At 42.7% G+C, this 25,460-nt stretch carries 23 protein-coding genes; 1 reads left to right on the plus strand and 22 read right to left on the minus strand.

The annotated features are described in order from the left end of the window. Positions 1 to 24: 24 nt before the first annotated feature. The 15 genes from PG086_RS06080 to PG086_RS06150 all read right to left on the minus strand — a co-directional run bounded on the left by PG086_RS06080 (position 25) and on the right by PG086_RS06150 (position 15,408). Positions 25 to 837, minus strand: a complete 813-nt coding sequence (locus PG086_RS06080; protein ID WP_084939790.1) for a LicD family protein — start codon at positions 835 to 837, stop codon at positions 25 to 27. A 57-nt stretch (positions 838 to 894) separates the two neighbouring features. Then, complete coding sequence (locus PG086_RS06085; protein WP_167265409.1) at positions 895 to 3,054, minus strand: LicD family protein; 2,160 nt, start codon at positions 3,052 to 3,054, stop codon at positions 895 to 897. 21 nt (positions 3,055 to 3,075) lie between these two features. Further along, positions 3,076 to 4,044: a glycosyltransferase family 2 protein gene (locus PG086_RS06090; protein WP_167265407.1), complete on the minus strand. Its 969-nt coding sequence runs from the start codon at positions 4,042 to 4,044 to the stop codon at positions 3,076 to 3,078. Continuing rightward, positions 4,041 to 4,877, minus strand: a complete 837-nt coding sequence (locus tag PG086_RS06095) for a LicD family protein (RefSeq protein ID WP_001281443.1) — start codon at positions 4,875 to 4,877, stop codon at positions 4,041 to 4,043. Before PG086_RS06095 ends, PG086_RS06090 begins: the two co-directional genes overlap by 4 nt. Positions 4,878 to 5,022: 145 nt before the next feature. Then, on the minus strand, positions 5,023 to 6,318 hold the full coding sequence (locus PG086_RS06100; protein ID WP_167265405.1) for an LCP family protein: 1,296 nt from the start codon (positions 6,316 to 6,318) through the stop codon (positions 5,023 to 5,025). Then, a complete protein-coding gene (pheA, locus tag PG086_RS06105) occupies positions 6,315 to 7,163 on the minus strand; it encodes a prephenate dehydratase (protein WP_167265403.1) in 849 nt (282 codons plus the stop codon). The genes PG086_RS06100 and pheA overlap by 4 nt, the downstream gene beginning before the upstream one ends. Then, positions 7,160 to 7,636 carry a shikimate kinase gene (locus tag PG086_RS06110; protein ID WP_167265401.1) on the minus strand — a complete coding sequence of 159 codons (477 nt, stop codon included), beginning with the start codon at positions 7,634 to 7,636 and terminating at the stop codon, positions 7,160 to 7,162. The genes pheA and PG086_RS06110 overlap by 4 nt, the downstream gene beginning before the upstream one ends. Then, complete coding sequence (gene aroA / locus PG086_RS06115; RefSeq protein WP_167265399.1) at positions 7,629 to 8,912, minus strand: 3-phosphoshikimate 1-carboxyvinyltransferase; 1,284 nt, start codon at positions 8,910 to 8,912, stop codon at positions 7,629 to 7,631. Before aroA ends, PG086_RS06110 begins: the two co-directional genes overlap by 8 nt. Positions 8,913 to 9,002: 90 nt before the next feature. Next, on the minus strand, positions 9,003 to 9,341 hold the full coding sequence (locus PG086_RS06120; RefSeq protein WP_000065973.1) for a YlbF/YmcA family competence regulator: 339 nt from the start codon (positions 9,339 to 9,341) through the stop codon (positions 9,003 to 9,005). Between the two features lie 10 nt (positions 9,342 to 9,351). Then, positions 9,352 to 10,455: a prephenate dehydrogenase gene (locus tag PG086_RS06125; RefSeq protein ID WP_167265397.1), complete on the minus strand. Its 1,104-nt coding sequence runs from the start codon at positions 10,453 to 10,455 to the stop codon at positions 9,352 to 9,354. A gap of 9 nt (positions 10,456 to 10,464) precedes the next feature. Beyond that, positions 10,465 to 11,631 carry a chorismate synthase gene (gene aroC / locus PG086_RS06130; RefSeq protein ID WP_167265396.1) on the minus strand — a complete coding sequence of 389 codons (1,167 nt, stop codon included), beginning with the start codon at positions 11,629 to 11,631 and terminating at the stop codon, positions 10,465 to 10,467. A gap of 9 nt (positions 11,632 to 11,640) precedes the next feature. Then, positions 11,641 to 12,708 carry a 3-dehydroquinate synthase gene (gene aroB / locus PG086_RS06135; protein ID WP_270748145.1) on the minus strand — a complete coding sequence of 356 codons (1,068 nt, stop codon included), beginning with the start codon at positions 12,706 to 12,708 and terminating at the stop codon, positions 11,641 to 11,643. A gap of 18 nt (positions 12,709 to 12,726) precedes the next feature. Further along, positions 12,727 to 13,581 carry a shikimate dehydrogenase gene (locus PG086_RS06140; protein ID WP_167265392.1) on the minus strand — a complete coding sequence of 285 codons (855 nt, stop codon included), beginning with the start codon at positions 13,579 to 13,581 and terminating at the stop codon, positions 12,727 to 12,729. Then, entirely contained in the window at positions 13,571 to 14,248 is a 678-nt protein-coding gene (gene aroD / locus PG086_RS06145; RefSeq protein ID WP_270748146.1) for a type I 3-dehydroquinate dehydratase, read from the minus strand. Before aroD ends, PG086_RS06140 begins: the two co-directional genes overlap by 11 nt. Then, positions 14,245 to 15,408: a class I SAM-dependent rRNA methyltransferase gene (locus PG086_RS06150; RefSeq protein ID WP_270748147.1), complete on the minus strand. Its 1,164-nt coding sequence runs from the start codon at positions 15,406 to 15,408 to the stop codon at positions 14,245 to 14,247. The genes aroD and PG086_RS06150 overlap by 4 nt, the downstream gene beginning before the upstream one ends. A gap of 272 nt (positions 15,409 to 15,680) precedes the next feature. Between PG086_RS06150 and PG086_RS06155 the strand changes: the two genes are divergently transcribed. Continuing rightward, complete coding sequence (locus tag PG086_RS06155) at positions 15,681 to 17,129, plus strand: alpha-amylase (protein ID WP_270748148.1); 1,449 nt, start codon at positions 15,681 to 15,683, stop codon at positions 17,127 to 17,129. 90 nt (positions 17,130 to 17,219) lie between these two features. Here PG086_RS06155 and alaS read toward each other — a convergent pair whose 3' ends face one another. The 7 genes from alaS to murB all read right to left on the minus strand — a co-directional run bounded on the left by alaS (position 17,220) and on the right by murB (position 25,449). Further along, on the minus strand, positions 17,220 to 19,838 hold the full coding sequence (alaS, locus tag PG086_RS06160) for an alanine--tRNA ligase (RefSeq protein ID WP_270748149.1): 2,619 nt from the start codon (positions 19,836 to 19,838) through the stop codon (positions 17,220 to 17,222). Between the two features lie 20 nt (positions 19,839 to 19,858). Continuing rightward, on the minus strand, positions 19,859 to 20,344 hold the full coding sequence (locus PG086_RS06165) for an LURP-one-related/scramblase family protein (RefSeq protein WP_268700458.1): 486 nt from the start codon (positions 20,342 to 20,344) through the stop codon (positions 19,859 to 19,861). 258 nt (positions 20,345 to 20,602) lie between these two features. Beyond that, complete coding sequence (locus tag PG086_RS06170) at positions 20,603 to 21,673, minus strand: ABC transporter substrate-binding protein (RefSeq protein ID WP_247917680.1); 1,071 nt, start codon at positions 21,671 to 21,673, stop codon at positions 20,603 to 20,605. Beyond that, positions 21,670 to 22,443 carry an ABC transporter permease gene (locus PG086_RS06175; RefSeq protein WP_000712716.1) on the minus strand — a complete coding sequence of 258 codons (774 nt, stop codon included), beginning with the start codon at positions 22,441 to 22,443 and terminating at the stop codon, positions 21,670 to 21,672. The genes PG086_RS06170 and PG086_RS06175 overlap by 4 nt, the downstream gene beginning before the upstream one ends. After that, on the minus strand, positions 22,440 to 23,246 hold the full coding sequence (locus PG086_RS06180) for an ABC transporter permease (protein WP_270748154.1): 807 nt from the start codon (positions 23,244 to 23,246) through the stop codon (positions 22,440 to 22,442). Before PG086_RS06180 ends, PG086_RS06175 begins: the two co-directional genes overlap by 4 nt. Continuing rightward, positions 23,227 to 24,384 (minus strand): ABC transporter ATP-binding protein, encoded by a 1,158-nt coding sequence (locus PG086_RS06185; RefSeq protein WP_000742901.1) that lies wholly within the window; start codon positions 24,382 to 24,384, stop codon positions 23,227 to 23,229. Before PG086_RS06185 ends, PG086_RS06180 begins: the two co-directional genes overlap by 20 nt. 159 nt (positions 24,385 to 24,543) lie before the next feature. Next, the gene (gene murB, locus PG086_RS06190) at positions 24,544 to 25,449 is read right to left on the minus strand and encodes a UDP-N-acetylmuramate dehydrogenase (protein ID WP_084872035.1); all 906 of its coding nucleotides are present in this window, start codon (positions 25,447 to 25,449) and stop codon (positions 24,544 to 24,546) included. Positions 25,450 to 25,460 lie beyond the last annotated feature (11 nt).

Genomic DNA, 25,460 nt, shown 5'->3' on the forward strand with positions numbered 1-25,460 from the left:
TAACAATAAGCAACTTTTACTAATCTAATCAATCCAGTAGTTTTTATCCCCTCCTGGGACTTGCTGCTCAATAGGGGGTGGAGTCATATAGTTTTCTCCAAATTCGTAGACAAGTACTTCATGGTACCTTCTCGGAACCTTGACCACAATGTTTTCATAAGGCATATCAATCAAATCATAGAGCCATTCTTTTTTTATACCATTTGGATAATAAGGGTCATAGATAGTACAAGTAAGATCTGTTGCTTGATCTACACTATACTTCAAAGCAAGGCTCTCTAATTTTTGATTCCATAGCTGTGGGGAAGTTAAGCGGAAAATAGCTGATCCCATATAACGAGGGAGGTTTTTAAGTCCCCCATTCTCAGACTTGATCCCTTTAAAATTCAAAGAAGAAAGACGAATCAAATATTTGTAGAGCCTCATTTTCTTACGGTCACTTTCTTGTGTTACGACACCATCATATGGAAAAATGTCAACACAAGTTCCCAATACGACCGTTGGGTCTACGAGGTTAGCATCTCGACGAGTCCTTACATCATAGACTCTCATATAACTGTATGGGTATCCCTTTGTTTCTCTGAATGAAATCAATTTGTAGTAGGGATGATTTTCATTTTGTAAAACCTTATACAGTTTTTCAAATTCATCACGCGCCAAGGAAATATCTGTATCATCATCCCAAGGGATAAATCCTTTATGGCGTACAGCTCCTAGTAAGGTTCCAAAATCAATAAAGTATTTGATTTGATGTTGTTCACAAAGCTCATGTAGATACTTTAAAATATCCAATTCTACTTGCTTGATTTCTTCAAGAGTTAAAGTTCTTTCAGACATAGGTTTTATTCTCCTAAATTTGACTATATTTTTAAACGTTTCTTAATCCCAATCCCGTCATTTAGACCTTTTAACAATCTTCCATAATTTAAAATCATGATGAGATACTCTTTGTTCAACCGGTGGCAATTGCATATAGTCTCCGTAGTCTGAGGTCAAAATTTCATGATAATTTTTCGGAATGGTAAATTCCTTACCTTCAAATGTTCCAGTAGTAGCTTGTTCCAGCCATTCACGTCTCCACACTGGTTTGTTCATATCTTTGTAGATAAGATAATCCACTTGCTCATAATCTGAGACTTTACGGGATTTTGCAAGCTCTTCAATCTGGGCAACGTATTTGTTCGTATTGGTGAAATAGAAAATAATAACTGACACATAGCGTAGCAGTGAATTCAGTACACTTTTCGTATTAGTAATGCCTTTAAAGGTGTAGCAACTCAATTGACGTTTCTTTATCAGTTTCGTCATCTTGTTTTTAAATTCTACGTCATCCTCGTAGCCATCTACAGGGAAAATATCTACATAGATTCCCATATTGGAATCGATGCGAACATCTTCTTCTAGCAAGTAGGTATGGTTATCCTGCACTTTCATGAAGGGATAGACATAGTTGAGATTGTTTTTATAAGACATGACCTCGTAACGTTCATCAGGGTTAGCGATAAGGTAGTCTTGCAATTTTTCATAATCTTCTCGTAACATGCAGATATCCATGTCATCATCCCAAGGGATAAATCCTTGATGGCGAACAGCACCAATTAGACTTCCATATGCTAAGAAATACTTAACCCCAATTTTCTGACAAACTTCATGAATATACTCCATGATTCCAAGTTCCATCTCTTGAATTTCATTGACATCTGTTACTTCTTGGTACCGAACTCCTTCATCCCGTTTGCAGACTACGAGTCCATAGCCAATCGCTAGCCAGAAGATGATATTAATAAAGTTGGTTGAATACATAATCTGACTTTCAAATAATTGACCAAACAAGATACCGAAGAAAAGGATCATGATCAATTTATCAGTATTTTTCTTTGAAACAATCAAATACGTTAAAAAGCGCTTGATGACATAAGCCAGTACAAGAAGGAAGGATACCAAACCTAGAACTCCCGAACTGACAAATATGGTCACAAAAATGTTATGGAAATTCCCACCGATAAGGGAGTTTTGAATCTCAAATTTACTGAAATATTCTGTATAGTAATCTGGAACATTTCGTACACCATAACCAAAAATTGGTTTTGTACTTCCCATCTTGATGGCATTTTTCCAAATATAGGTTCTACCACTTGGTGTTGTTTCGATCAGATGGAGCTCACCGTTCTTCTTAGTAACAGACGAATCTGTTTCAGCATAGGATTGTCCTTTGTTTAAATCTAAGACAGTCGCTGTTTCAGATGAGATATAGATTGAAGTTACATAGCTTAATCCAATATTAGTTGCAGTAATCAGCAAACCAGCAACTATAAAAGTGAGGAATCGTTTAACGATACTTCCTCTAGTAGCAAAGAAACTATAGAGTCCAATCATGAGAAGTAAAGAAAGTAAGGCTCCTCGACTTTGCATCGTAGCGAAGTAAACGAATTGAATCACATTGTTCAGTTTAAGATAAACAGAATATTTACTTCCCTTATGGATCAAATACATAGCCAAAATAATGCTAATGTATGAAAATATCGCACTTGCATTTGGATTGACAATCCCCCACAGACGTCCATTCATGACACCATAGTAATAAGATTGTTCACCAATCTTAAATAGGATGAGGACTCTACTTATCAATAAACCAAACGCAAAAATTGCTGAAGAAAAAGATACAATTTGAACCGTATAGGCAATCCAGTCAAATAATTTTTTAAGTTGCCCTGATTGTAACATGGTAAATAATAAAACATAGGTTACCATGAAGAGAATTTCAATCACATTTCCAATCAGATGTCCAGAGCGATTGAAGACAGCAGATAGCAGGTGACTTCCAGCTAAGAGTCCAAATAAGGATAGAAATTTGCGATCTACTGTGATTTCTTTCCACTTAAACAATAAGGTATAGCAAATATAAAGCACTACAATCGCGGACAATCCCTTGTAGAGGGGATTTGCTATCTTATAAACCAGTGAACTCATACTTAAAATCGAAATGAAAACAAATAGATACGCAATCCATGGTTTTGATTTTTCAAAGTATTCATCCATTTTTGAAAAATTCATTTTCAACTCCTTCTCATGATATTAGTTTTTTAATCCAACAATTTTCTTATATAGCCATGGAGAAATGACAAGTGAAAGGATCGCTACCTTGCGAAAAGTAGTGAAATAAGCATCCTTCCATATTTCGCGTCGATGCTGAACAATCCAAGTCCTCAGCTCGACCTTCTCCTTTTGATACTCTTCACTTGAAGTAAAGATAATTTTATCGTAAACTGTGATGTACGACCAACATTCTCTATTTTTTAATTCATATTTTAAATTAGGAAAGACTTGTGAAACTTGAGCAATTATTTGCTGATAAACTTCTATCGTATCAAACACATGCTGATTAACAGATGTTGTTGCACTTCCCTCACGATGATCATAATAATAAACAGGCTTGTCAATAAATACGCTACTGCATCTTGTCTTTAGTAGCAATTCAGTTAAAAATAAGGCATCTTCAGCTAGGTGATAATTTGTATTAAACCTTTCATCCGCAAGCAGGTCTCTCTTAAACAGTTTTGCAACTGGAAAAAATGACGTTCTGGTGGTCATCAGTAGTTCCTTCATGGTTTCTTCTGTTGACCAGAGTTCTGTTTTTCCAGAATGTGGAGGTAGGTCTGTTACAACGCCATTTTTAATATGGTGCAGAGGAGCAATAACAAAGCCTACATTCAACCCCTCAACTGCACTAGCTAAAGTAGCTAGGTAATCCTGGGTAACGAAATCATCGCTATCAATAAAGGTAACCCAAGAACCCGTCGCTAGCTGAATTCCCATATTTCTAGCATTTGAAACACCAGCATTTTCGATATGATGAGCCTTGATATTCCCATACTGAGATGCTAAGTGATCACAGATCTGTCCGCTGGAATCAGTAGAACCATCGTTGATTAAGATTAACTCAAAATGGGCATAAGTCTGTTGAAGAATCGACTCCACACATCGCTCCAGATAGGCTTCTACATTGTAGACCGGAACGATAACGCTTATTTTTTCTCCCATCATGCTCCATATTCTCCCTTGTATTCTGTATAAGACTTATCCATATCAGCTATGACAGCATCATGATGCGGTACTTGCTTGTCCGCTGGTGGTGGTGTCATATAGTCCCCAAAAGCAGTTCTGAGATAGGCATCATAGCCGACTGGGATGGGCATCTCTGTTCCTTCAAATGGCAAGAAAAGATTGTCTTCAAAGGATGCGATTGGGTATTTGTTTCGCATGTAGCCGGGACCTGAGCATAATTCCGTAATTCCATCGCTCTCAGCCAGACCATACTTGGTCATTTCTTTTTCAGCTTTTTTCCAAATGCGATAACGTAGAGATTTTGGAGTCAGGCCGAGTAAGATGCGACTTCCCCATTTCATGACTGCACCATGCTTTTCTGGGATAGTTTGGGCGCAAAAGAGTGAATAAATCAAGGCCCAACGAACCTGTTTCTTACGCTCAGCCGGATTTTTAGGATAATAATCCAAAGGTAACACATCCAAGGCCAAACCGTGGGGCAAATCCAAATCTTTCTGATAAGGCTTGATACAGGTGGTTTCCTTGTCACGAATGGTAATAAAAAGGTTACGGTCTACAAAATCCTTGTTACTCTTTGACAAGAAATAACGCTCATCTGCATAACGGGGCCACAGTTCTGCTAATTTTTCATAGTCCTTGCGGGGCATGAAAAAGTCTAAGTCATCATCCCAAGGAATGAAGCCCTTATTACGAAGGGCGCCAATAGCTCCTCCTCCACAGAGGTAGCACAACAAATCATGTTCTTTACAAAATGCGACGAAATATTCAGCCATTTCCAGGCTACGAGCCTGAATCGCTTTCAAATCACTCATATCTCTCCTCTTCTGTCCAATAACGAGTTATATCATTTTATTATACCATAAAAAAGCCTTAAAAATCTATCAGATAGTAAGAAAAACCAAAGCTCAGACCACCATTTCACTAGTGAATCAAACTTTGATTTTCATTTATAGCCTTTTATCTCATCCCCATTTGAGCAAGTTTGGTTTGGTATTTATTTTGATCGACAAGAAGTCCTTGCCCTCCATAGACATCATAAGCATCTACCCAATCACCAAGTTCTGGGACGGTGAGTCTTTCAATTCCATTTTGAGCACCTTCTAGAACAGATAAGCCATTGGTCAACAAGAAGCTATACGGTAGATTTGTTGATGTCATGCCAAAGACTTTTCCAAGTGCCTCAGAACCTGTGAAGAGTTTGGTTGGATCTTTGATTTGCTCAAGAACTGCTGACATGACTTGTTGTTGTCTCTTGGTACGACCATAGTCCCCTTCATCATCATCACGGAAACGAGCATAGTTCAGCAAGGTGGATCCATTCATCTGCTGTTTTCCAACTTTGATAGTTTGAGTTGGGGACTCTGTCTCTGTTGCATGAAGGTCATCTCCAACTGTGGCTTCTGTCAAAGGTTGACCATTCAATGTTGAGAATTGGGCATCAATCGTTACTCCGTCAGGGAAGAGGGTATCAATGGCTGTTGCAAAGGCCTGGAAGTCAACTAGAGCATAGTACTTAATATCCAAATCAAAGTTGTCTTTTAGAACCTTGCGGACCATTTCAGCCCCTTTTTGCCCTTCTTGTTCCCCAAGTTCATAGGCAACATTTAGTTTGTTATCCATTTGTTTCTGGCCATTTACAATCTTACTATACCCGTCGATATAAACTAAGTTGTCACGCATAAAGCTGACTAGCTTGATCTTTTTATCCGATCCGCTGACATTCAGCACCATGATCGTATCGGTACGGGTTTCTGCACTATTTTGACCGATACGGCCATCTGTCCCCATGACTAGGATATTCACACCGTCTTTGGTATCCTGACCGTTAAAGACCTCTACTTGAGCCGCCTTGGCGTCAGCTGGCTTATTTGTTGGATTGGCCGCTGACTGGAATCCTCGAAGAAACATTAAAATCATCCCTGCAGCCACACATGTAATCAACAGCAAGAACCAAGTCAGTATTCGTTTGAAGCGAATTCTTCTTTTTTTCTTTTTGACTTTAGGCAGAGGAGCTACCTTTTCACGTCTCTTAGATCGACTTCTACTGCCATAAGTCGGAAGATCAATATCTCTACCCCAAGTTTCTTCTTTTTCCTCTTGGTAGAAATGGTGAACTTCAGACTTGGGACCTGTCATTTTTTGTTGCAGATAATCAAACTCCCTCCGTTCACGGTCGTTGAGGTAATGAATATTTTTGAAGAGATAGTCATAACGTAACTGCTCGTGATGACTTAAAGGATTTTCTTTGCTCATTGACTCTCCTTTTCTAAATCAGTTATGGTAAAAATTGGGTAGGTTCCCAGAATCTTGTGCTGGATCCCAATGGCCTCTAGTTCTTGTCTGGCAAAATGAACCAGTTCTTTGTCACTATAGTCCACATCAATAATGAAAAAGTATTCTCCTAAGGCTGTTTTAAGGGGGCGACTTTCAATCTTTGTTAAGTCAATCCCTCTCCAAGCAAAAGTCGAAAGTGCCTTGTAAAGAGCACCAGGTAGGTTGTCTGGTAAGGTCAAGGCCAAACTCATTTTTTCAGCTTGTGAGTTCAAAGGAATCTTCGGTATCTCTGCCCCTAACACCCAAAAACGTGTGAAATTGGCTTCCATTTCCTGAATATCCTCTGCAATCAATTCCAATCCATATTCTTCAGCTGAACTTCTAGGAGCAATAGCTGCGTATGGCTGGTCTGGATGCTCTGAAATAAAGCGAGCTGCATAGGCGGTACTGGCTGTTACCTCAATTTTGGCCTCTGGATAGTGCATATCGATGAATTTCTTTCCTTGAGCCAGAGCCTGAGGATGGGAAAAAATCTTCTCAATTTTTGACTGACCTGGAACTGCCATCAGCTGCTGGTGAATGGGTTGAACAATTTCTGCAACTGCTTGGATGCGAGCCTGGTGAAAAAGGTAATCCAAACTTTCATGGACACTACCTTCAATGGAGTTTTCAACTGGTACCACAGAATAGTCCACCAAGCCCTGTTCATAGGCCTTGATGACATCTGTGATATTGGCAAAAGCCTGCAATTCCTCTTTGGGAAAGGCTGTCTGCACAACATGATGCGAAAAAGATCCCTTGGGACCTAGATAGGCAATTTTCATCTCAGTTCCTCTATAATTTCCTCTGGGCTTAGCTTGGTCACATCCAGAACTTGACTGGCTATTTCCTCATACCAAGCTTGTCTTTCTTGGAAAATAGCTGCCAGTTCTTCCTTACTATTATTTAGAAACAGTGGGCGCTGATTGTCCTTGTCAGCTGCGATACGTTGGTAGAGGGTTTCAAAATCGGCTTTCAGATAGATGTTATCGGGATTAGTCTTGAGCAAGTCACGATTTCTCTGAGAAATGACAACTCCTCCGCCAGTTGACACAACTCGGTCCGTTTTTAGTAAGGCAGCTAGGACTTCTGACTCTACTTGACGAAAGGCCACTTCTCCTTTCTCAGCGAAGAAATCCGCAATGGACATGCCCAAACGTTCCTCGATTAAGGCATCCATATCGATGTAGTCTGGGTCCAATCCTCTTGCAATAGTCGATTTGCCAGCCCCCATAAAGCCTAATAACACCTTAGCCATGAATCAAGCTCTCCAAATCATCAAAGAAGCTAGGATAGCTGGTATTGATGGCTTCAGCACGGTCAAGTTCCACTTCTCCATCAGCAACCAAGAGGGCTGCGATAGCTGTCATCATGCCAATTCGGTGGTCACCAAACGTATTGACTCTAGCGCCATGAAGGGTTGATTTCCCTTTGATAACCATTCCATCTGTAGTAGGTGTGATATCCGCCCCCATGCTATTTAAGGCATCTGCCACCACTTGAATGCGGTCGGTTTCCTTGACCTTGAGTTCCTCAGCATCCCTAATGACCGTTACACCTTGCGCCTGTGTCGCCAAAAGAGCAATAATCGGCAATTCATCAATCAAACGGGGAATCAAGGCTCCACCAATCTCTGTCCCTTTCAAGTCTGAAGACTCAACAGTCAAAGTAGCAGATTTAGCGACTGGGTCAATTTCAGTTATTTCTAGTTTTCCACCCATGGCACGAATGACATCAATAATACCAGTACGCGTTTCATTAATGCCCACATTCTGCAGCACCACACGAGAATTTGGAACAATCAAACCTGCGACCAACCAAAAGGCTGCACTGGAAATATCTCCTGGAACAACTACCTTTTGTCCGTTCAGTTTTTGTGGTCCTTGAACTGTGATTTTTTTGCCATCCACACTTAAATGACCACCAAATTGCTGTAGCATATCTTCGGTGTGGTTGCGAGTACATTCTTTCTCGATAATAACGGACTCCCCCTGAGCCTGCAAGCCTGCAAATATCAAGGCAGACTTAACTTGAGCAGAGGCGATTGGCAACTCATAGTGAATAGGTGTTAGATTTTTTGTTCCTTTGAGGCGAAGAGGAGGCAGGTCTCGCTCAGTTTGCCCTGAAATACTAACGCCCATTTTTTTCAATGGAATCGTCACACGATCCATAGGACGTTTGGAAAGACTATCGTCTCCGAACATCTCTACTTCGAAGTCTGCACCAGCAAGGACACCTGAGATCAGACGAATCGAGGTGCCAGAATTTCCCATATCCAAGGCGTTTTGCGGAGCTTTTAAGCCATCCATGCCTACACCTTGAATGGTAATGACTCCATCTTTGTCCTCAATTTCAACACCAAGGTCACGAAAAACCTGCATGGTTGAAAGTACATCCTCTCCACGCAAAATATCATAAACCTTAGTCTCGCCCTCAGCCAAACTTCCAAAAATAATCGAACGATGGCTGATAGACTTGTCACCTGGAACCCGGATACTGCCATGTAAGTGGCGAATATTTGTTTTTAGTTTCATAGTTGACCTCATACTTGCAATACTTTTTCTTATTTTATCACAAAAAAGCCAGAAATTCCTGAAATTTCTGGCTTTTATACAGATAAAATACTATTTCAACAATTCTGAAACAGGTTCAAAGACAATTTTTTCAATGTCTGAAAGGTATATAGACAATTGTTGCTGTTTGGCAAAGAAATCTGACAAAAGAGCGTTCTCTTGGATTTGCTTACTGAAAGACTGCATCTTTTCTTGGAAAGAGGCGTCTGGCATTTGTCCCGTTTGCGCCATGACTTGGATTTCTTGCTGGAAAGCGAGATAGTCTGCAAAAATCTTGCTAGCTTGTTCATCAGCTTGGATGGCATCTTTTGCTGCCTTGACCGCCTTGTATTCTGGTAATTCGCGTAACCCACGGCTGAGTTCATTTGCACTATCGTAAATATTTGACATGATTTTCTCCTTATTTGATGACGACTGTGTAGTCTGTATTTTCTGTAATTAAGCGCTCAGCTCGTTCCAGATCCTGAGCATTTTTAAAGGAAATTTGTAGAATCCCGTGAACATCCTCACGGTTTTCTTCGTTGATGTGAATGTTGACCAAGGAAGTTCCACGTAGCAATTCCAAAATCCGCAAGATGACATCTTCTTCATCGGGAACGTCGACATAGAGGTCGTAAGAGCTATCCACACCACCACGCTTATGGATTTCCATAGCCTGCCGTTGCTCACGTGCTTGATTGAAAAAGTTCCAAATTTGCTCTTCATCTCCCTTGCTGATAGACTGACCAATCGCTTCCAAACGCTCCTTGAAATCCGCAATTCGCTCTAGAATGGTCTCACGATTAGACAAGAGAATGGAAGTCCACATACCTGGCTCACTCTCTGCAATCCGAGTCATATCTCGAAAACCACCCGCTGCAAAGCGCCTTGCCATTTCATGTTCTTGAGCATAAACTGCTGTCTGCTCCATAAGGCTGGAAGCCAGAATATGAGGAAAATGGCTAATCTGAGAAGTCACCCGATCATGCTCCTTGGCATCAATCTCGATAAAACGAGCATGAAGGCCTGAAAGCAGATCCTTCATTTCCTCAAGTGTGTCAGGACTTGTCAGGCTCGAAGGTGTGAAGATATAGTAGGCATTTTCAAAGAGATTAACATCCGCAGAGGCAGCCCCTGTCTTGTGGCTACCGGCCATGGGATGGGCCCCGACAAAGCGAACAGGATTGCCAGCTAAATGTTCCTCCGCCGCATCCACGATGGCTGACTTGGTCGAGCCTGCATCCGAGATAATGACGCCTTCTTTCAAGTCTAAATCTGCCAACTCCTTAATAAAAGCAATGGTCTGCTTGATTGGCAAGGTCAGGATGATGACATCTGCTAGGGGAGCGAAACTGGCAAAATCATCCGTCGCACGGTCAATCATCCCCCGCTCCAAGGCAATGTCTCTCGAAGCCTGACTGCGATTATAACCCAAAATTTCATAATCAGGATGATCACGCTTAATACCGAGTGCCATAGAAGCACCAATCAAACCGAGACCTGTGATATAGATGGTTTTTGCCATAAGGACTCCTTAATAGTTCTTTGTATAGTCTCGGTGCTTGGCAACTGCCTCTTTTAATTCCTCTAGATTGTCAGATGAGAATTTTTCAAGGATTTCTTGCGCCAGAACCGTTGCCACAACAGCTTCCATGACCACACCTGCTGCTGGAAGGGCGGTCGGATCACTTCTCTCCACGGTTGCCTTGTAAGGTTCGTGGGTTTCGATATCCACACTCATGAGTGGTTTATAGAGAGTGGGAATGGGTTTCATAACACCACGAACAACAATGGGTTGCCCATTGGTCATGCCACCTTCGAAACCACCTAGATTATTGGTACGGCGAGTATAACCGTCTTCTTTAGACCAGAGAATTTCATCCATAACCTGGCTGCCTTTTCGGTAACCAGCTTCAAATCCAAGACCAAATTCCACCCCTTTAAAGGCATTGATAGAGACAACTGCTTGGGCCAATCGCGCATCTAATTTTCTGTCCCATTGGACATAGGAGCCAAGGCCAACTGGAACGCCTCCGACGACTGTCTCTACAACCCCACCGATGGTATCACCGTCACGTTTGATTTGGTCAATATAGTCCTTGATTTCTTGTTCCCGTTCTTGGTTGACAATAGAAACTTCAGACTGGGCAGCTCGTTCCTTAATCTCAGCGACTGTCAGATTTTCAGGTACATCGATTTCCTTGCCACCAAAAACCACGACATGGTTGGCAATCTCCATATCCAGCTCAGCTAAGAGACGTTTGGCTACTGCCCCAACTGCCACTCGCATGGTGGTTTCACGAGCTGATGAGCGCTCCAAAGAATTTCGCAAATCATCAAAACGGTACTTGATGCCCCCAACCAAATCGGCATGACCGGGACGTGGATGGGTGATTTTTCGTTTGCTTTTAAGGCGGTCTTCAATGTCCTCTGCAGACATGATGTCCAGCCATTTTTGGTGGTCTTTGTTGATGACATCCATGGTAATAGGAGCCCCTGTCGTTTTCCCGTGACGAACGCCCGAAGTAAAGACAACCTGGTCACTCTCAATCTTCATACGACCACCACGACCGTAGCTACCCTGACGGCGTTTAAGGTCTCCATTAATATCCTCAGCCGTCAAAGGAAGTCCAGCGGGAATTCCTTCAATGATAGCCGTCAAACGAGGACCGTGTGATTCTCCTGCAGTTAAATATCTCATACGTTCTCCTTATTTTACCAAGTAGTCTTTCATCTCTTCCAGAGAAACTGGGTGAATGGTCGCTGAACCAAGCTCTGGTACCAAGACCAATTTCAAGGTGTTGCCACGCGCTTTCTTGTCATGAGTCAAAGCCTGATAGAGCTTGTCAACATTCCAGTTTTCATAGTCAATAGGTAAACCAAATTTCTGGCACATCTCTCTAATGGACTGGGTTATTCCTTCTGGCATAAGACCTTTTTCCTCAGCAACCTTGGAAATCTGCACCATCCCCATGGCCACGGCCTCGCCATGCATGACCTTGCCATAACCAGCAGTCGCTTCAATAGCATGACCAATAGTGTGCCCAAAATTGAGGTAAAGGCGAACACCATTGTCCAACTCATCCTCGACCACCATCTTCCGCTTAACCTGACAAGAATGTTCAATCAAAGTCTCTGCATGCTCCAGAATGCTCTCAACAGAACCATCTATCTCCGTCAAGAGAGCCCATAGTTCTGGATCCTCAATCAAACCATACTTAATAACTTCACCCATCCCTTCAATCAGCTCTCTTTTCCCGAGTGTTTCAAGGACAAGCGGATCAATCAGAACCCCATCTGGTTGGGCAAAAGTTCCCACCATATTCTTAGCAAAAGGAGTGTTAACACCCGTCTTTCCACCGATAGAAGAATCAACCTGAGCAGTCAAACTAGTCGGAATCTGAACAAAGTGAATGCCCCGCATATAGGTAGAGGCTACAAAACCAGCCAGATCCCCAACAACACCTCCACCAAGAGCCACAATCCCATCGCTACGAGTCAACCCCTGCTTGACTAGAAATTCATAGACTTTCTGAACAGTTGTTAAATTTTTTCGTTCTTCGCCTTCTAAAAAGTCAAAAACAGCTACCTGAAAACCAGCATCTTCTAGGCTGAGTTTAACCTTCTCTGCATAGAGAGAAGCTACATGGTTATCGGTTACAATGACCACTTTTTGAGATTGCCAGAGTTCTCGCAACCATTGACCAGCCTGAGCTAGACAACCTTTTTCAATCTGAATATCATAAGGATGATGCGGAATATCGATTCTGATTTTCATAGGAGGGTCTCCTTTTCACTATTTATATTTTTCTGTTAAGGACTGCCAAATTTCTTCTGTCGGCATTTCTTTACCTGTCCACAGTTGAAAAGCTTCAGCAGCTTGATAGAGCAACATTCCCAGACCATTGACAGCTGGATTGCCCTGGCTTCTAGCCCATTTCAAAAATGGTGTCTCAAAAGGTTGGTAAATGATGTCTGCCACCAAGAGAGCCTCTGGTAAGACTATGCTTTCAGGAACTGTGGATGCTTTGCCATCCATGCCCACACTGGTGGCATTGACTAGTAAGTGCGAATCGGCAATCCTTGATTGCAGTTCAGAAACATCTTCTAAAGCATACAAGTCCACTTTAAAACCTGTTTGCTCCTGCAACTTGTCTAGGTAAGGTCTTGTTTTTTCCATGGAAACTGAACGAACAAAGACAGAAATCTGACTGACGCCGTCCAAAATGGCTTGTGACAAGATTGATTTGGCCGCACCACCTGCGCCCAGAATGGTCATTTTCTTATCCAAGATTGTAAAAGAAGGCAAGCTCTTAAAGAATCCCTTGCCATCTGTATTATATCCAATTAAAGTGCCATTATGATTGACAACTGTGTTGACTGCCCCAATCAAACGAGCCTCATCACTCAACTTATCCAGATAAGGAATCACTTGCTCCTTGTAAGGCATGGAGAGATTAATCCCAAACATCTGGTAACGGCGAATATTGGCAACTGTTTCTGCCAAGTCACCCGCTTCAATCTCCCAAGCTACATAGACACCATTGGTAGCTGTCGCCTCAAAGGCCCTATTATGGATAAAGGGTGAAATAGAGTGTTTGATGGGATTGGCAACAACTGCAGCTAAACGTGTATAGCCATCAAGCTTCATCCAAAATCTCCCTGATTTTTTTCATGTTTGATAACGAAATCTGGCCTGGGGCACTCGCTTCATCCAGACTAGCAAATGACCAACTTGAACCCGTCACATCTGAAGTAATGCGTGATACCTTGCCCATTTTCCCCATGGAAATGGTCACGTACTCTTGCTCAGGATTGAGTGTCTTAAATCCTCGTGTGTAGTTCATCAGGTCTAAAACATCCTGCTCCGTATGGGCCATAACTGATACCTTGACCACTTTCGGAGAGAGACTGGTCAACTCAGACAAAATCTCCATCATATTTTCAGGTGTCTCCTGGAAATTATGGTAACTCAAAACGAGATTTGGAAAATCCAACATTTCCTCAAAAACATCCTTGTAGCTGAAATACTCGAAATCAATATAGTCTGGTTGATAGAGTTGCGCCACTTCCTTGATAATTTGAACATACTCTTCTGAGGAAAGTTCGATTTCTCCTCCCTCAGCGCGAGTCCGAAGGGTAAAGACCAGTTCGCGTCCTGCAAATTTCTCAAAGATAGCGGGTGCTACCTGTAAAATAGCGTCCTTTGTAAGAAAGTCCGCACGCCACTCAATGATATCGGCATCTTCATACCTAGTAGCATCCAGTTCTTGCGCTTCTTCTAAACTTCTTGGCATCACTGAAACGATTAATTTCATCTACTAACCTTCATACTAATCACCTTGAGGTAATTACTGCTTTCATCTTTTTTATTATAGGCAAAGTCTGCTGGAAGACCATATTGGTTCAAGACCTGATACCTTCTTCCTGCAAAACCTTTATCAATTTGTTCTGTAAATTTCTGGCGGGAAACATTGGCAGCATTGGTACTGGCAATGATAATGCCTCCCGGATTTAAAATCTCTAGACTCTGGGAAATCAACTTGTGATAGTCCTTAGCTACAGAGAATGTTTGTTTTTTATTGCGGGCAAAGCTAGGCGGATCAAGAACAATCACATCATAGGATAAGCCTTTTCGCTTGGCATACTTGAAGTACTCAAAAACGTCCATGACAATAAAACGATGATTGTCCGTGCTAAGTCCATTTGCCTGAAAATGAGCTTCTGACAGCTCTCTAGACCGTTTGGCCAAGTCGACAGAAGTCGTCTCACTCGCACCTCCCATAGCTGCAGCAACAGAAAAGGCAGCCGTATAGGAAAACATATTGAGCAAGGATTTGCCCATGGCTAGACCGTCAACCAAACTCCCACGAACCTCATGCTGGTCCAGGAAAATCCCTGTCATCAAACCATCATTCATAAAGACTTGATAGAGCACGCCATTCTCAAGAACAGTAAAGTAATCTGGCGCTTCCTCACCATAAACAGAGGCAGACTCGTAGTCTAGACCTTTAAAACGAATCTTCTCATAAGCCCCCAAGACCTCAGGAAAAACTTCCTTAAAAGCCTTTACTATCAGCTCATGAATCTGGTAAACAAAGGAGTTGTACCAAGAAAAAACAGCATAATCTCCATAGAGATCAATCGTCAGCCCACCAAAACCATCTCCCTCTTGGTTAAAGAGGCGAAAGGCAGTTGTCAGGTCATCTTGATAATAAGGCTTTCTAGCTTCCTTGGCCTTACGAAACAGAATTTCAAAAAAGGCTTGGTTGAAACGAACCTTTTCCTTGCTGACCAACCAACCGATTCCCTTGTTCTGCTGGGAAAGATAGGCGCTCCCTAAAAACTTCCCGTCTTGACTAAGAACTTCTACTGCCTGATCCGTCAGATCAATATCTGTTAAATCACTCGCTTCCAAAAGAACTAGACCCTTAGCTAGCTTTTTTTCAACACGTCTGCTGACCCTAATTCTATTCATAGTTACTATTATAGCAAATTTTGTGACAATTCTCAAAAAAGAAACCGTTTAACCATATGTACTTTAGTTTACTGAGTGTCATTTTTGTTCAAATAAGTATATGCCATTTACTTTTTCAGCAAAACATCCTCTCCCTTGTGATGGAAATAGAGATTTTATTCGCTAAAAATAGACAATTTCAGAAATGAGTATAGAATCTTGCGCAAACGTTTGCCTAGTTCTAAACTTTATGGTAGAATAAAACACAACATTGATAAGCAAGAGGAAAAACAATGCAAAATCAGACACTTATGCAATACTTTGAATGGTATTTGCCTCACGACGGTCAACACTGGACGCGACTGACAAATGATGCAGAGCACCTAGCAAACCTTGGTATCGGCCATGTCTGGATGCCACCTGCCTTCAAGGCAACCAACGAAAAAGATGTCGGCTATGGTGTTTACGATCTTTTTGACCTAGGCGAATTTCACCAAAAAGGGACTGTCCGTACCAAGTATGGGTTTAAAGAAGACTATCTTCAAGCCATTCAAGCCCTAAAGGCACAAGGAATTCAACCTATGGCCGATGTGGTGCTCAATCACAAGGCTGCTGCCGATCATATGGAAGCCTTTCAGGTTATTGAAGTGGACCCTGAGGACCGTACCGTTCAACTAAGCGAGCCCTTTACTATCAATGGCTGGACTCACTTTACTTTCGATGGTCGCCAAAACACCTACAATGACTTTCACTGGCACTGGTACCACTTTACAGGTACGGACTACGATGCAAAGCGCCGTAAGTCTGGTATTTACCTGATCCAGGGGGACAATAAAGGTTGGGCAAATGAGGAATTGGTCGATAACGAAAACGGTAACTACGACTACCTCATGTATGCTGACCTGGACTTTAAACACCCTGAAGTCATCCAAAACATCTATGACTGGGCTGACTGGTTCATGGAAACGACTGGTGTAGCTGGTTTCCGCTTGGATGCCGTTAAACACATTGACTCTTTCTTCATGCGCAATTTTATCCGTGATATGAAGGAAAAATACGGTGAGGATTTCTATGTTTTTGGGGAATTTTGGAACCCAGATAAGGAAGCCAATCTAGACTACCTTGAAAAAACAGAAGAACGCTTTGACCTTGTCGATGTTCGTCTCCACCAGAACCTCTTTGAAGCCAGTCAAGCTGGAGCAAGTTACGACCTTCGTAACATTTTCACAGATAGCTTGGTTGAACTCAAGCCTGACAAGGCTGTCACTTTCGTTGACAACCACGATACTCAACGAGGACAAGCCCTTGAGTCTACTGTTGAAGAATGGTTTAAACCTGCAGCCTATGCCCTTATTCTATTACGCCAAGATGGTCTTCCATGTGTCTTTTACGGAGACTATTATGGTATTTCTGGGCAATTTGCTCAACAAGATTTCAAAGAAGTCCTTGACCGCCTCCTAACCATCCGAAAAGACAGGGCCTATGGAAAGCAAACAGACTACTTTGACGATGCCAACTGTATCGGATGGGTCCGTTCAGGCGCTGAAAACCAATCCCCAATCGCTGTCCTTATCTCAAATGACCAAGAAAACAGCAAAGCTATGTTTGTCGGTCAAGAATGGGCTGACCAAACCTTTGTTGACCTCCTTGAAAATCACCCAGCACAAGTTACAATCAACGCTGACGGTTATGGAGAATTTCCAGTAGCAGCGGGTTCAGTCAGTGTCTGGGCAGCAAAATAAACCTATCAAGTACAAGCCAGATCCAATCGGATTTGGCTTTTTTGCAATCACAAAAAGATCCACCCAAGTGGATAGATCCTAAATGTTTTCTTACAATTTACCTGCTACTGCATCCAACAAGTCTTGAATCTTCGCTTGGTTGCTTCCTCCTGCCATGGCCATGTCTGGTTTGCCACCACCACGTCCATCGACGATTGGAGCCAATTCTTTGACAAGGTTTCCTGCATGCACATCTTTTGTCTTGCTAGCTACAAGAACGTTCACCTTGTCACCGATAGCTGCAACTAGGACAAGCACGTCTGAGTAGTCTTTTTGTTTCCAGTTATCCGCAAAGGTACGAAGGGCACCTGCATCTGATACAGAAACTTGGCTTGCAATGTAACGGTGACCGTTGACTTCCTTCACATCCTTGAAGACATCACCTGCGGCTGCTGCTGCAGCTTTTTCCTTCAATTCTGCATTTTCTTTTTGGAGCTGACGAAGTTGTTCTTGAAGTCCTTCAACCTTATGAGGTACTTCTTTGAGTTGAGGTGCTTTCAAGGTTGCTGCGACTGCTTTCAAAGCATCTTCTTGTTCGCGGTAGGCTTCAAAGGCTTCCTTACCAGTCACTGCCAAGATACGGCGAGTTCCTGATCCGATTCCTTCTTCTTTGACAATCTTGAAGAGACCAATCTCAGAAGTGTTGCCAACGTGGGTACCACCACAAAGCTCAACAGAGTAATCACCGATAGTCACAACACGAACTTCTTTACCGTATTTCTCACCAAAGAGGGCCATAGCTCCCATTTCTTTAGCAGTGTCAATATCTGTCTCAACAGTTTCTACAGCAATTGCTTCCCAGATTTTCTCATTGACCTGTTGTTCAATGGCACGCAATTCTTCAGGAGTTACTGCTTGGAAGTGTGTGAAGTCAAAGCGAAGAAATTCGACTTCGTTAAGGGATCCTGCTTGTGTCGCATGGTTTCCAAGGATATTGTGAAGGGCTGCATGGAGCAAGTGAGTTGCTGTATGGTTTTTCATGACACGGTGACGGCGATTGGTATCGATGGCCAAGGTGTATTCTTGGTTCAAAGCAAGCGGTGCAAGAACTTCAACCGTGTGAAGAGCTTGTCCGTTTGGCGCTTTTTGAACATCTGTCACTGTAGCTACAAGGTTTCCTGTAGCATCCAAGATTTGACCATGGTCAGCTACCTGTCCACCCATTTCAGCGTAGAATGGAGTCTCTGCAAAGATCAGAGAGGCAGTTCCTTCTGAAACAGCTTCAACTTCAGCATTGTCAGCTACAATAGCCACCAACTTAGAAGGCAATTGACTAGCATTGTAGTTGAAGACACTTTCCACTGTAATGTTTTGGAGGGTTTCATTTTGCATTCCCATTGAGCCGCCTTTGACAGCTGACGCACGCGCACGTTCTTGCTGCTCTTTCATGGCTGCTTCAAAACCTTCACGGTCTACAGTCATACCAGCTTCTTCAGCGATTTCTTCTGTCAATTCAACTGGGAATCCATATGTATCATAGAGTTTGAAGACATCTTGCCCAGCGATAACGCTTTGTCCTTTAGCTTTCAAGTCAGCTACAATGGTTTCTGCAAAGTGTTGACCTGAGTGAAGGGTACGAGCAAATGACTCTTCTTCGCTCTTGATGATTTTTTCGATAAAGTCACGTTTTTCAAGCACTTCTGGGTAGTAGCTTTCCATGATTTTTCCAACAGTTGGAACGAGTTTGTAAAGGAAAGGCTCGTTGATGCCCAATTTTTGACCGTGCATGGAAGCGCGACGGAGGAGACGACGAAGGACATAGCCACGTCCCTCATTTCCAGGAAGAGCACCATCCCCAATGGCAAATGAAAGTGAACGGATGTGGTCCGCAATGACCTTAAAGCTCATGTTATCGCCATCTTGGTCGTAGACCTTACCTGACAATTTCTCAACTTCACGAATGATCGGCATGAAGAGGTCTGTTTCAAAGTTTGTCTTGGCTCCCTGGATAACTGCCACCAAACGCTCCAAACCAGCGCCCGTATCAATGTTCTTGTGTGGCAATTCTTTGTATTCGCTACGAGGAACAGCAGGGTCTGCGTTAAATTGTGACAAAACGATGTTCCAGATTTCGATGTAACGGTCGTTTTCGATATCTTCTGCAAGAAGACGAATACCGATATTTTCTGGGTCAAATGCTTCTCCACGGTCAAAGAAGATTTCTGTATCAGGTCCAGAAGGTCCTGCACCGATTTCCCAGAAATTATCCTCGATTGGGATCAAGTGACTTGGATCTACACCAACAGCAATCCAACGATTATATGAATCTTTGTCATCAGGGTAATAGGTCATGTAGAGTTTTTCAGCTGGAAAATCAAACCATTCTGGGCTTGTCAAGAGTTCATAAGCCCAGGTGATAGCTTCATCACGGAAGTAATCCCCAATAGAGAAGTTCCCCAACATTTCAAACATGGTATGGTGGCGAGCCGTTTTTCCGACATTTTCAATATCGTTAGTACGGATAGCTTTTTGCGCATTGGTAATACGTGGATTTTCAGGGATAATGGTTCCGTCAAAGTATTTCTTAAGGGTTGCTACCCCAGAGTTGATCCACAAAAGAGTTGGGTCATTTACAGGAACCAAGCTGACTGATGGTTCTACAGAGTGTCCTTTGCTTGCCCAGAAATCAAGCCACATTTGGCGAACTTGAGCACTAGATAGTTGTTTCATAATATCTCCTTATTACTTGTTTAATTTGATTGGCTTTCCAGCATCTCCACATAGTCAATTGCGACACAGAGGGAAATGACTAGGTCTGCATAAGAGTCTTCATAGACGGTTACGGTGTAAGTTGAGGTCAAATGGAAAATCTCTTTCCGAATCTCGGCAATCACTTGGTCGCGGTCATCCAACAATTTGAAATTCAAATCCCAAATATTGCCCTCGATACGAAGCCCTAGATCATCAAACTCATACTTATCTCGAAAGAAGGTCAACTTCTTACGAATGACGAAATTGGAACCGTTTCGTAACTGGATATTAAAGCGAGGAAGTAAGGTGAAAAATTCTTTACTGATCTCACTGACTTGCTCACCATAGGCGTCATAGATGGTAAATGTCTTAGGAATTTGGAAGAAAGATCCCTCCACCTGATAGTTCACTACCCCTCTATCATCCTTGATATCAAAGCGTTCGCCTCCAAGACGAAACTTTTGTTTCACGAGAAATGTCTTCATAAACACCTCCAAAAATCAAAAGACAAGCTCATATCACGAAGGGCGAAAAACCGCGGTACCACCTTCATTCAATGAACTTGTCATTCTCAAAATCTTATGCAATTGTCTGATTGAGTAGCATGATTTCCTACCTTAGATGGCTCGCAGCACCGCCAATTCTCTGGACTAAGATGGAGAGAAAACCAATTCTCAACTTTCTTATTATATCGTTTTTTGGGTTCTGCGTCAACTGGGAAAGCTGACAAGAAAGCATATCTTCTACTTCCGATACATTTTAAACTGTAGGAAGAGGTCGCTGTATTTTCCTGTCCATTTATGGTCAAATTTCTCATAAACTTCTAGGTTTTTCATGGTATCAGCGTCTGGATAGAAGGACTTGTCTTCTTTAGTCTCCTCTGGGAGCATTTCCTTGGCTGGTAGGTTCGGTGTTGAGTAGCCTACATACTCCGCATTTTTGAGAGCATTTTCGGGTTTCAACATAAAGTTGATAAAGGCATAGGCCGCATCTTGGTTTTTCACGGTTTTTGGAATGACCATGTTATCAAACCAGAGATTGCTGGCCTCAGTCGGAACGACATACTTGAGGTTAGGATTTTTCTCCAACATCTGGCTAGCTTCTCCTGAGAAGGTCACCCCGATAGCAGCGTTGTTCTGAATCATGTAACCCTTCATCTCGTCCGCCACAATAGCCTTGATATTTGGAGTCAATTTGTAGAGCTTATCCACTGTCTCTTCCAACTGCTGAGGATCCTTGGAGTTGAGACTGTAACCAAGTGAGTTAAGCCCGAGTCCCAGCACCTCACGCGCTCCATCAAAGAGCATGATGGAATCCTTGTATTCTGGTTTCCAGAGGTCATCCCAATGCTCAGGCGCCTCCTCTACCATGGTTTCATTGTAGACAATTCCCAAGGTCCCCCAGAAGTATGGGATGGAGAATTTATTGCCCGGGTCAAATGACTGGTTGAGGAACTCAGGTCCGATATTTTCGATTCCTTCAATTTTTGAATAATCAAGCGGAACCAAGAGGTCTTCGTCCTTCATCTTGTTGATCATGTATTCACTTGGGATGGCAATATCATAGGTCGTTCCACCCTGCTTGATCTTGGTATACATGGCTTCGTTGGAGTCAAAGGTCTCGTACTGAACTTGGATTCCTGTTTCTTCTGTGAATTTCTCCAAGAGTTCTGGATCGATATAGTCCCCCCAGTTGTAAATAACCAATTTCTGACTATCTCGGCTATTAATTTTACTATCTAGATGAGTCGCAATCCCCCACAAGACAAGGATAATCGCTACAATTCCTGCTAAAAATGAATAGAGTTTTTTCATGCTTGCTCCTCCTTCTCACGTGAGATAAAGTAATAGCCAACAACTAGGATAATACTAAAGAGAAAGACAAGGGCAGACAGGGCATTGATTTCTAGGGAAATCCCCTTACGAGCACGAGAGTAGATCTCAACCGAGAGGGTCGAAAAGCCATTTCCCGTCACAAAGAAGGTCACGGCAAAATCATCCAGCGAATAAGTGAAGGCCATGAAATAACCTGCAATGATAGACGGTGTCAGGTACGGTAGCATGATTTCCTTAAACATCTGAAACTGGCTGGCTCCCAAGTCATAGGCCGCATGAATCATGTCATCATTCATCTCCTTGAGACGAGGCAAGACCATCAAGACCACGATAGGGATGGAAAAGGCCACGTGACTAGATAGAACCGTCAAAAAGCCAAGTGAAAACTTAAGCTGTGTAAAGAGAATCAAGAAGCTGGCACCAATCATAACGTCAGGCGCAACCATGAGGATATTATTGAGTGATAGAAAGGCTTCTTGGTATTTCTTACGAGACTGGTAGATGTAAATAGCACCGAAAGTCCCGATAATGGTCGCAATCAAGGCAGATAGAAAGGCCAAGAAAAAGGTTTGGGTGAGGATCAACATGAGACGGCCATCACCAAACATGGTTTTAAAATGGCTCAAGCTAAAGCCTGTAAAGCTATTCATATCATCCCCTGCATTAAAGGCATAGCCAATCAAGTAAAAAATTGGCAAATAAAGGATTATAAAGACAAATGCTAGGTAGAGATTGGCAAATTTTTTCATCGTTCTCTCCTTTCCTTGGTCACCCACATGGTGATGAACATGGTTAGGATGAGGATCACACCGATGGTAGAACCCATACCGTAGTTGTCATTGGTTAGAAAGTTCTGCTCAATAGCCGTTCCCAGCGTGATAACGCGGTTCCCACCAATCAAACGTGTCAGCATGAAGAGACTCAAACTAGGGATAAAGACTGATTGGACACCACTTCTCACACCGTTCATCGATAAAGGGAAGATGACATGGCGGAAGGTTTCCCACTTGGTCGCACCGAGGTCATAGCTGGCATTGATGAGATTGTTATCCATATCATCCAAGACATTAAAAATCGGCAAAATCATAAAGGGAAGCTCGATGTAGCTTGCGACAAAGATAAAGGAGAAATCGGTAAAGAGCAACTGCTGTGAACCGATTCCGATAAATTCCAAAAATTGATTAATAGAGCCATTCTGACCAAAAATCCCGATAAAGGCATAGGCCTTAAGGAGCAGATTAATCCAGGTTGGCAAGATAATCAGCATGAGCCAGAGTTGACGGTGCTTGAGACGAGTCAAAAAGAGGGCTGTTGGATAGCTGATGAGAAGCGTCACCAAGGTTACAATCCCCGCATAGAGTACAGAGTTGAAGCTCATTTTGAGATAGGTCAAGTTTTGTGACGCAAAGTAGGATTTGTAGTTTTCTAAACTAAACTGCCCTTCGATGTTGAAAAAGGATTGTCCAAAAATCAAGGCCAAGGGTGCGAGAACAAAGAGGGCGATCCAAAGCATATAGGGCACTACAAAGAGTTTAGAGGTTGTTTTCTTCATCTCTTTCCTCCTCGATCGCGTTAATCAGACCTGCTTCTTGCTCTTCGATTTCTACGTATTCTTCAATACGAGCATCGAACTCTTCTTCGGTTTCGTTGAGACGCATGATATGGATATCTTCTGGTTCAAAGTCCAGACCGATTTCCTCACCCACAATGGCCTTACGAGTCGAGTGAATCATCCATTCATTTCCGAGTTCGTCATAGGCGATAATCTCGTAGTGAACCCCACGGAAGAGTTGGGTATCCACCTTGACTTGGAGCTTGCCTTCTTCAGGAAGGGTAATGCGCAAGTCCTCTGGACGAATGACAACCTCAACTGGCTCATTTGGCTTCATTCCCCCGTCGACTGCTTCAAAGCGTTTGCCGTTAAACTCAACCAAGTAATCCTCAATCATGGTTCCTGGCAAAATGTTGGACTCACCGATAAAGGTGGCAACAAAATGGTTGATCGGCTCATCATAGATGTCCACAGGTGTTCCAGACTGGACAATCTCGCCATCATTCATAACGAAAATCCAGTCACTCATAGCAAGAGCTTCTTCCTGATCGTGAGTGACAAAGACAAAGGTAATCCCCAATCGTTGTTGCAGTTCACGCAGTTCGTACTGCATGTCTGTTCGCAATTTCAAATCCAGAGCTGACAGAGGTTCATCCAACAAGACCACACGGGGTTGGTTGATGATGGCACGGGCAATGGCCACACGCTGGCGTTGTCCTCCAGAGAGTTTACGAATGGAACGCTTCTCGTAACCTTCCAACTGAACCATCTTGAGAACTTCCGCTACACGCTGCTCGATTTCTTTCTTGTCAATCTTACGCAAGCGGAGTGGAAAGGCAACATTTTCAAACACATTCATATGTGGAAACAAGGCATAGGATTGGAAGACCGTATGGACATCTCGTTTATTAGTTGGGATATCGTTGATCCGCACCCCATCCAGTAAAATATCCCCTGTCGTCGCATCCAGTAAACCTGCAATGATATTTAGAATGGTTGATTTTCCTGAACCAGATGCGCCCAAAAGAGTGTAAAATTTCCCTTCTTCCAACTCAAAGTTGATGTCTTTGAGAACCTTGGTGTTGCTGTCTTCAAAAACTTTAGAGACGTTTTTGAATTCAATAATTGGTTTTTTCAATTGTCATAAATTCCTTCTTTTTCATAAATTAACAGATCAGGGCTCTGTCAGGCCGCTACTACCTCGTGTAGGAGATTGAACTGCCTACATACATCTTCACTCACGATAGGCTTTCACCCCCTTTACAATGGTTATAGCAGCAACTTTTCTACCCCAACCTTATTCCTTCTCACCCAAGATTCGGACTTCTCTTTCAAGAGTGACACCTGAGTGTTCCTTGACTTTTTCGATAACAGATTGGATCAAGTCCTCGTAGTCTTTGGCTGTTCCGTCAGCAACATTGATCATAAAACCGGCATGCTTTTCTGATACTTCCACACCACCGATACGATAGCCTTTCAAGCCAGCCTCTGAAATCAACTGACCTGCAAAATGCCCCACTGGTCGCTTAAAGACAGAACCACAAGATGGGTATTCTAATGGTTGTTTGAGTTCACGTAGGTGCGTCAAGCGGTCCATTTCTTGCTTGATAACCTGATGATTTCCAGGAGATAGGGCAAATTTAGCTGACAAAACAACTGCTCCAGAATCTTGAACAGCTGAATGACGGTAACCAAATGCCAATTCCGTGGCAGATAAGGTCTCGATTTCCCCTTCCTTGGTCAAAACTTGACAAGACTGCAAGATATGAGCAATCTCTCCTCCATAGGCACCCGCATTCATAAAGACTGCTCCACCGACGCTCCCTGGAATGCCACAGGCAAACTCGAAACCAGTCAAACTATGACGAAGGGCAATACGTGTCGTTTCAATCAAGTTGGCCCCAGCTTCCGCTTCAATGGTATAACCATCAACTGAAACGTTATTGAGCTTGTCACACAAGATGACAAATCCACGAATTCCACCGTCACGAACGATGATATTGCTGGCATTCCCTAGCACCATCCAAGGAATACTCTCTTGATTGGCAAATTGAACGACACGCGCCATCTCATAGCGATTGCGTGGTAAAACCAGATAATCCGCTCGTCCCCCTACCTTAGTGTAGGTATAGAGCTTCAAGGGTTCCTTAAAACGAATATCAATTCCTTCTAATTGTTCTTGTATTCTAGTTACTAATGTCATATCTCTCATCC

Origin of the sequence: Streptococcus halitosis (genome assembly GCF_027691175.1) — a bacterium.
In the GTDB taxonomy this organism is placed as follows: domain Bacteria; phylum Bacillota; class Bacilli; order Lactobacillales; family Streptococcaceae; genus Streptococcus; species Streptococcus halitosis_A.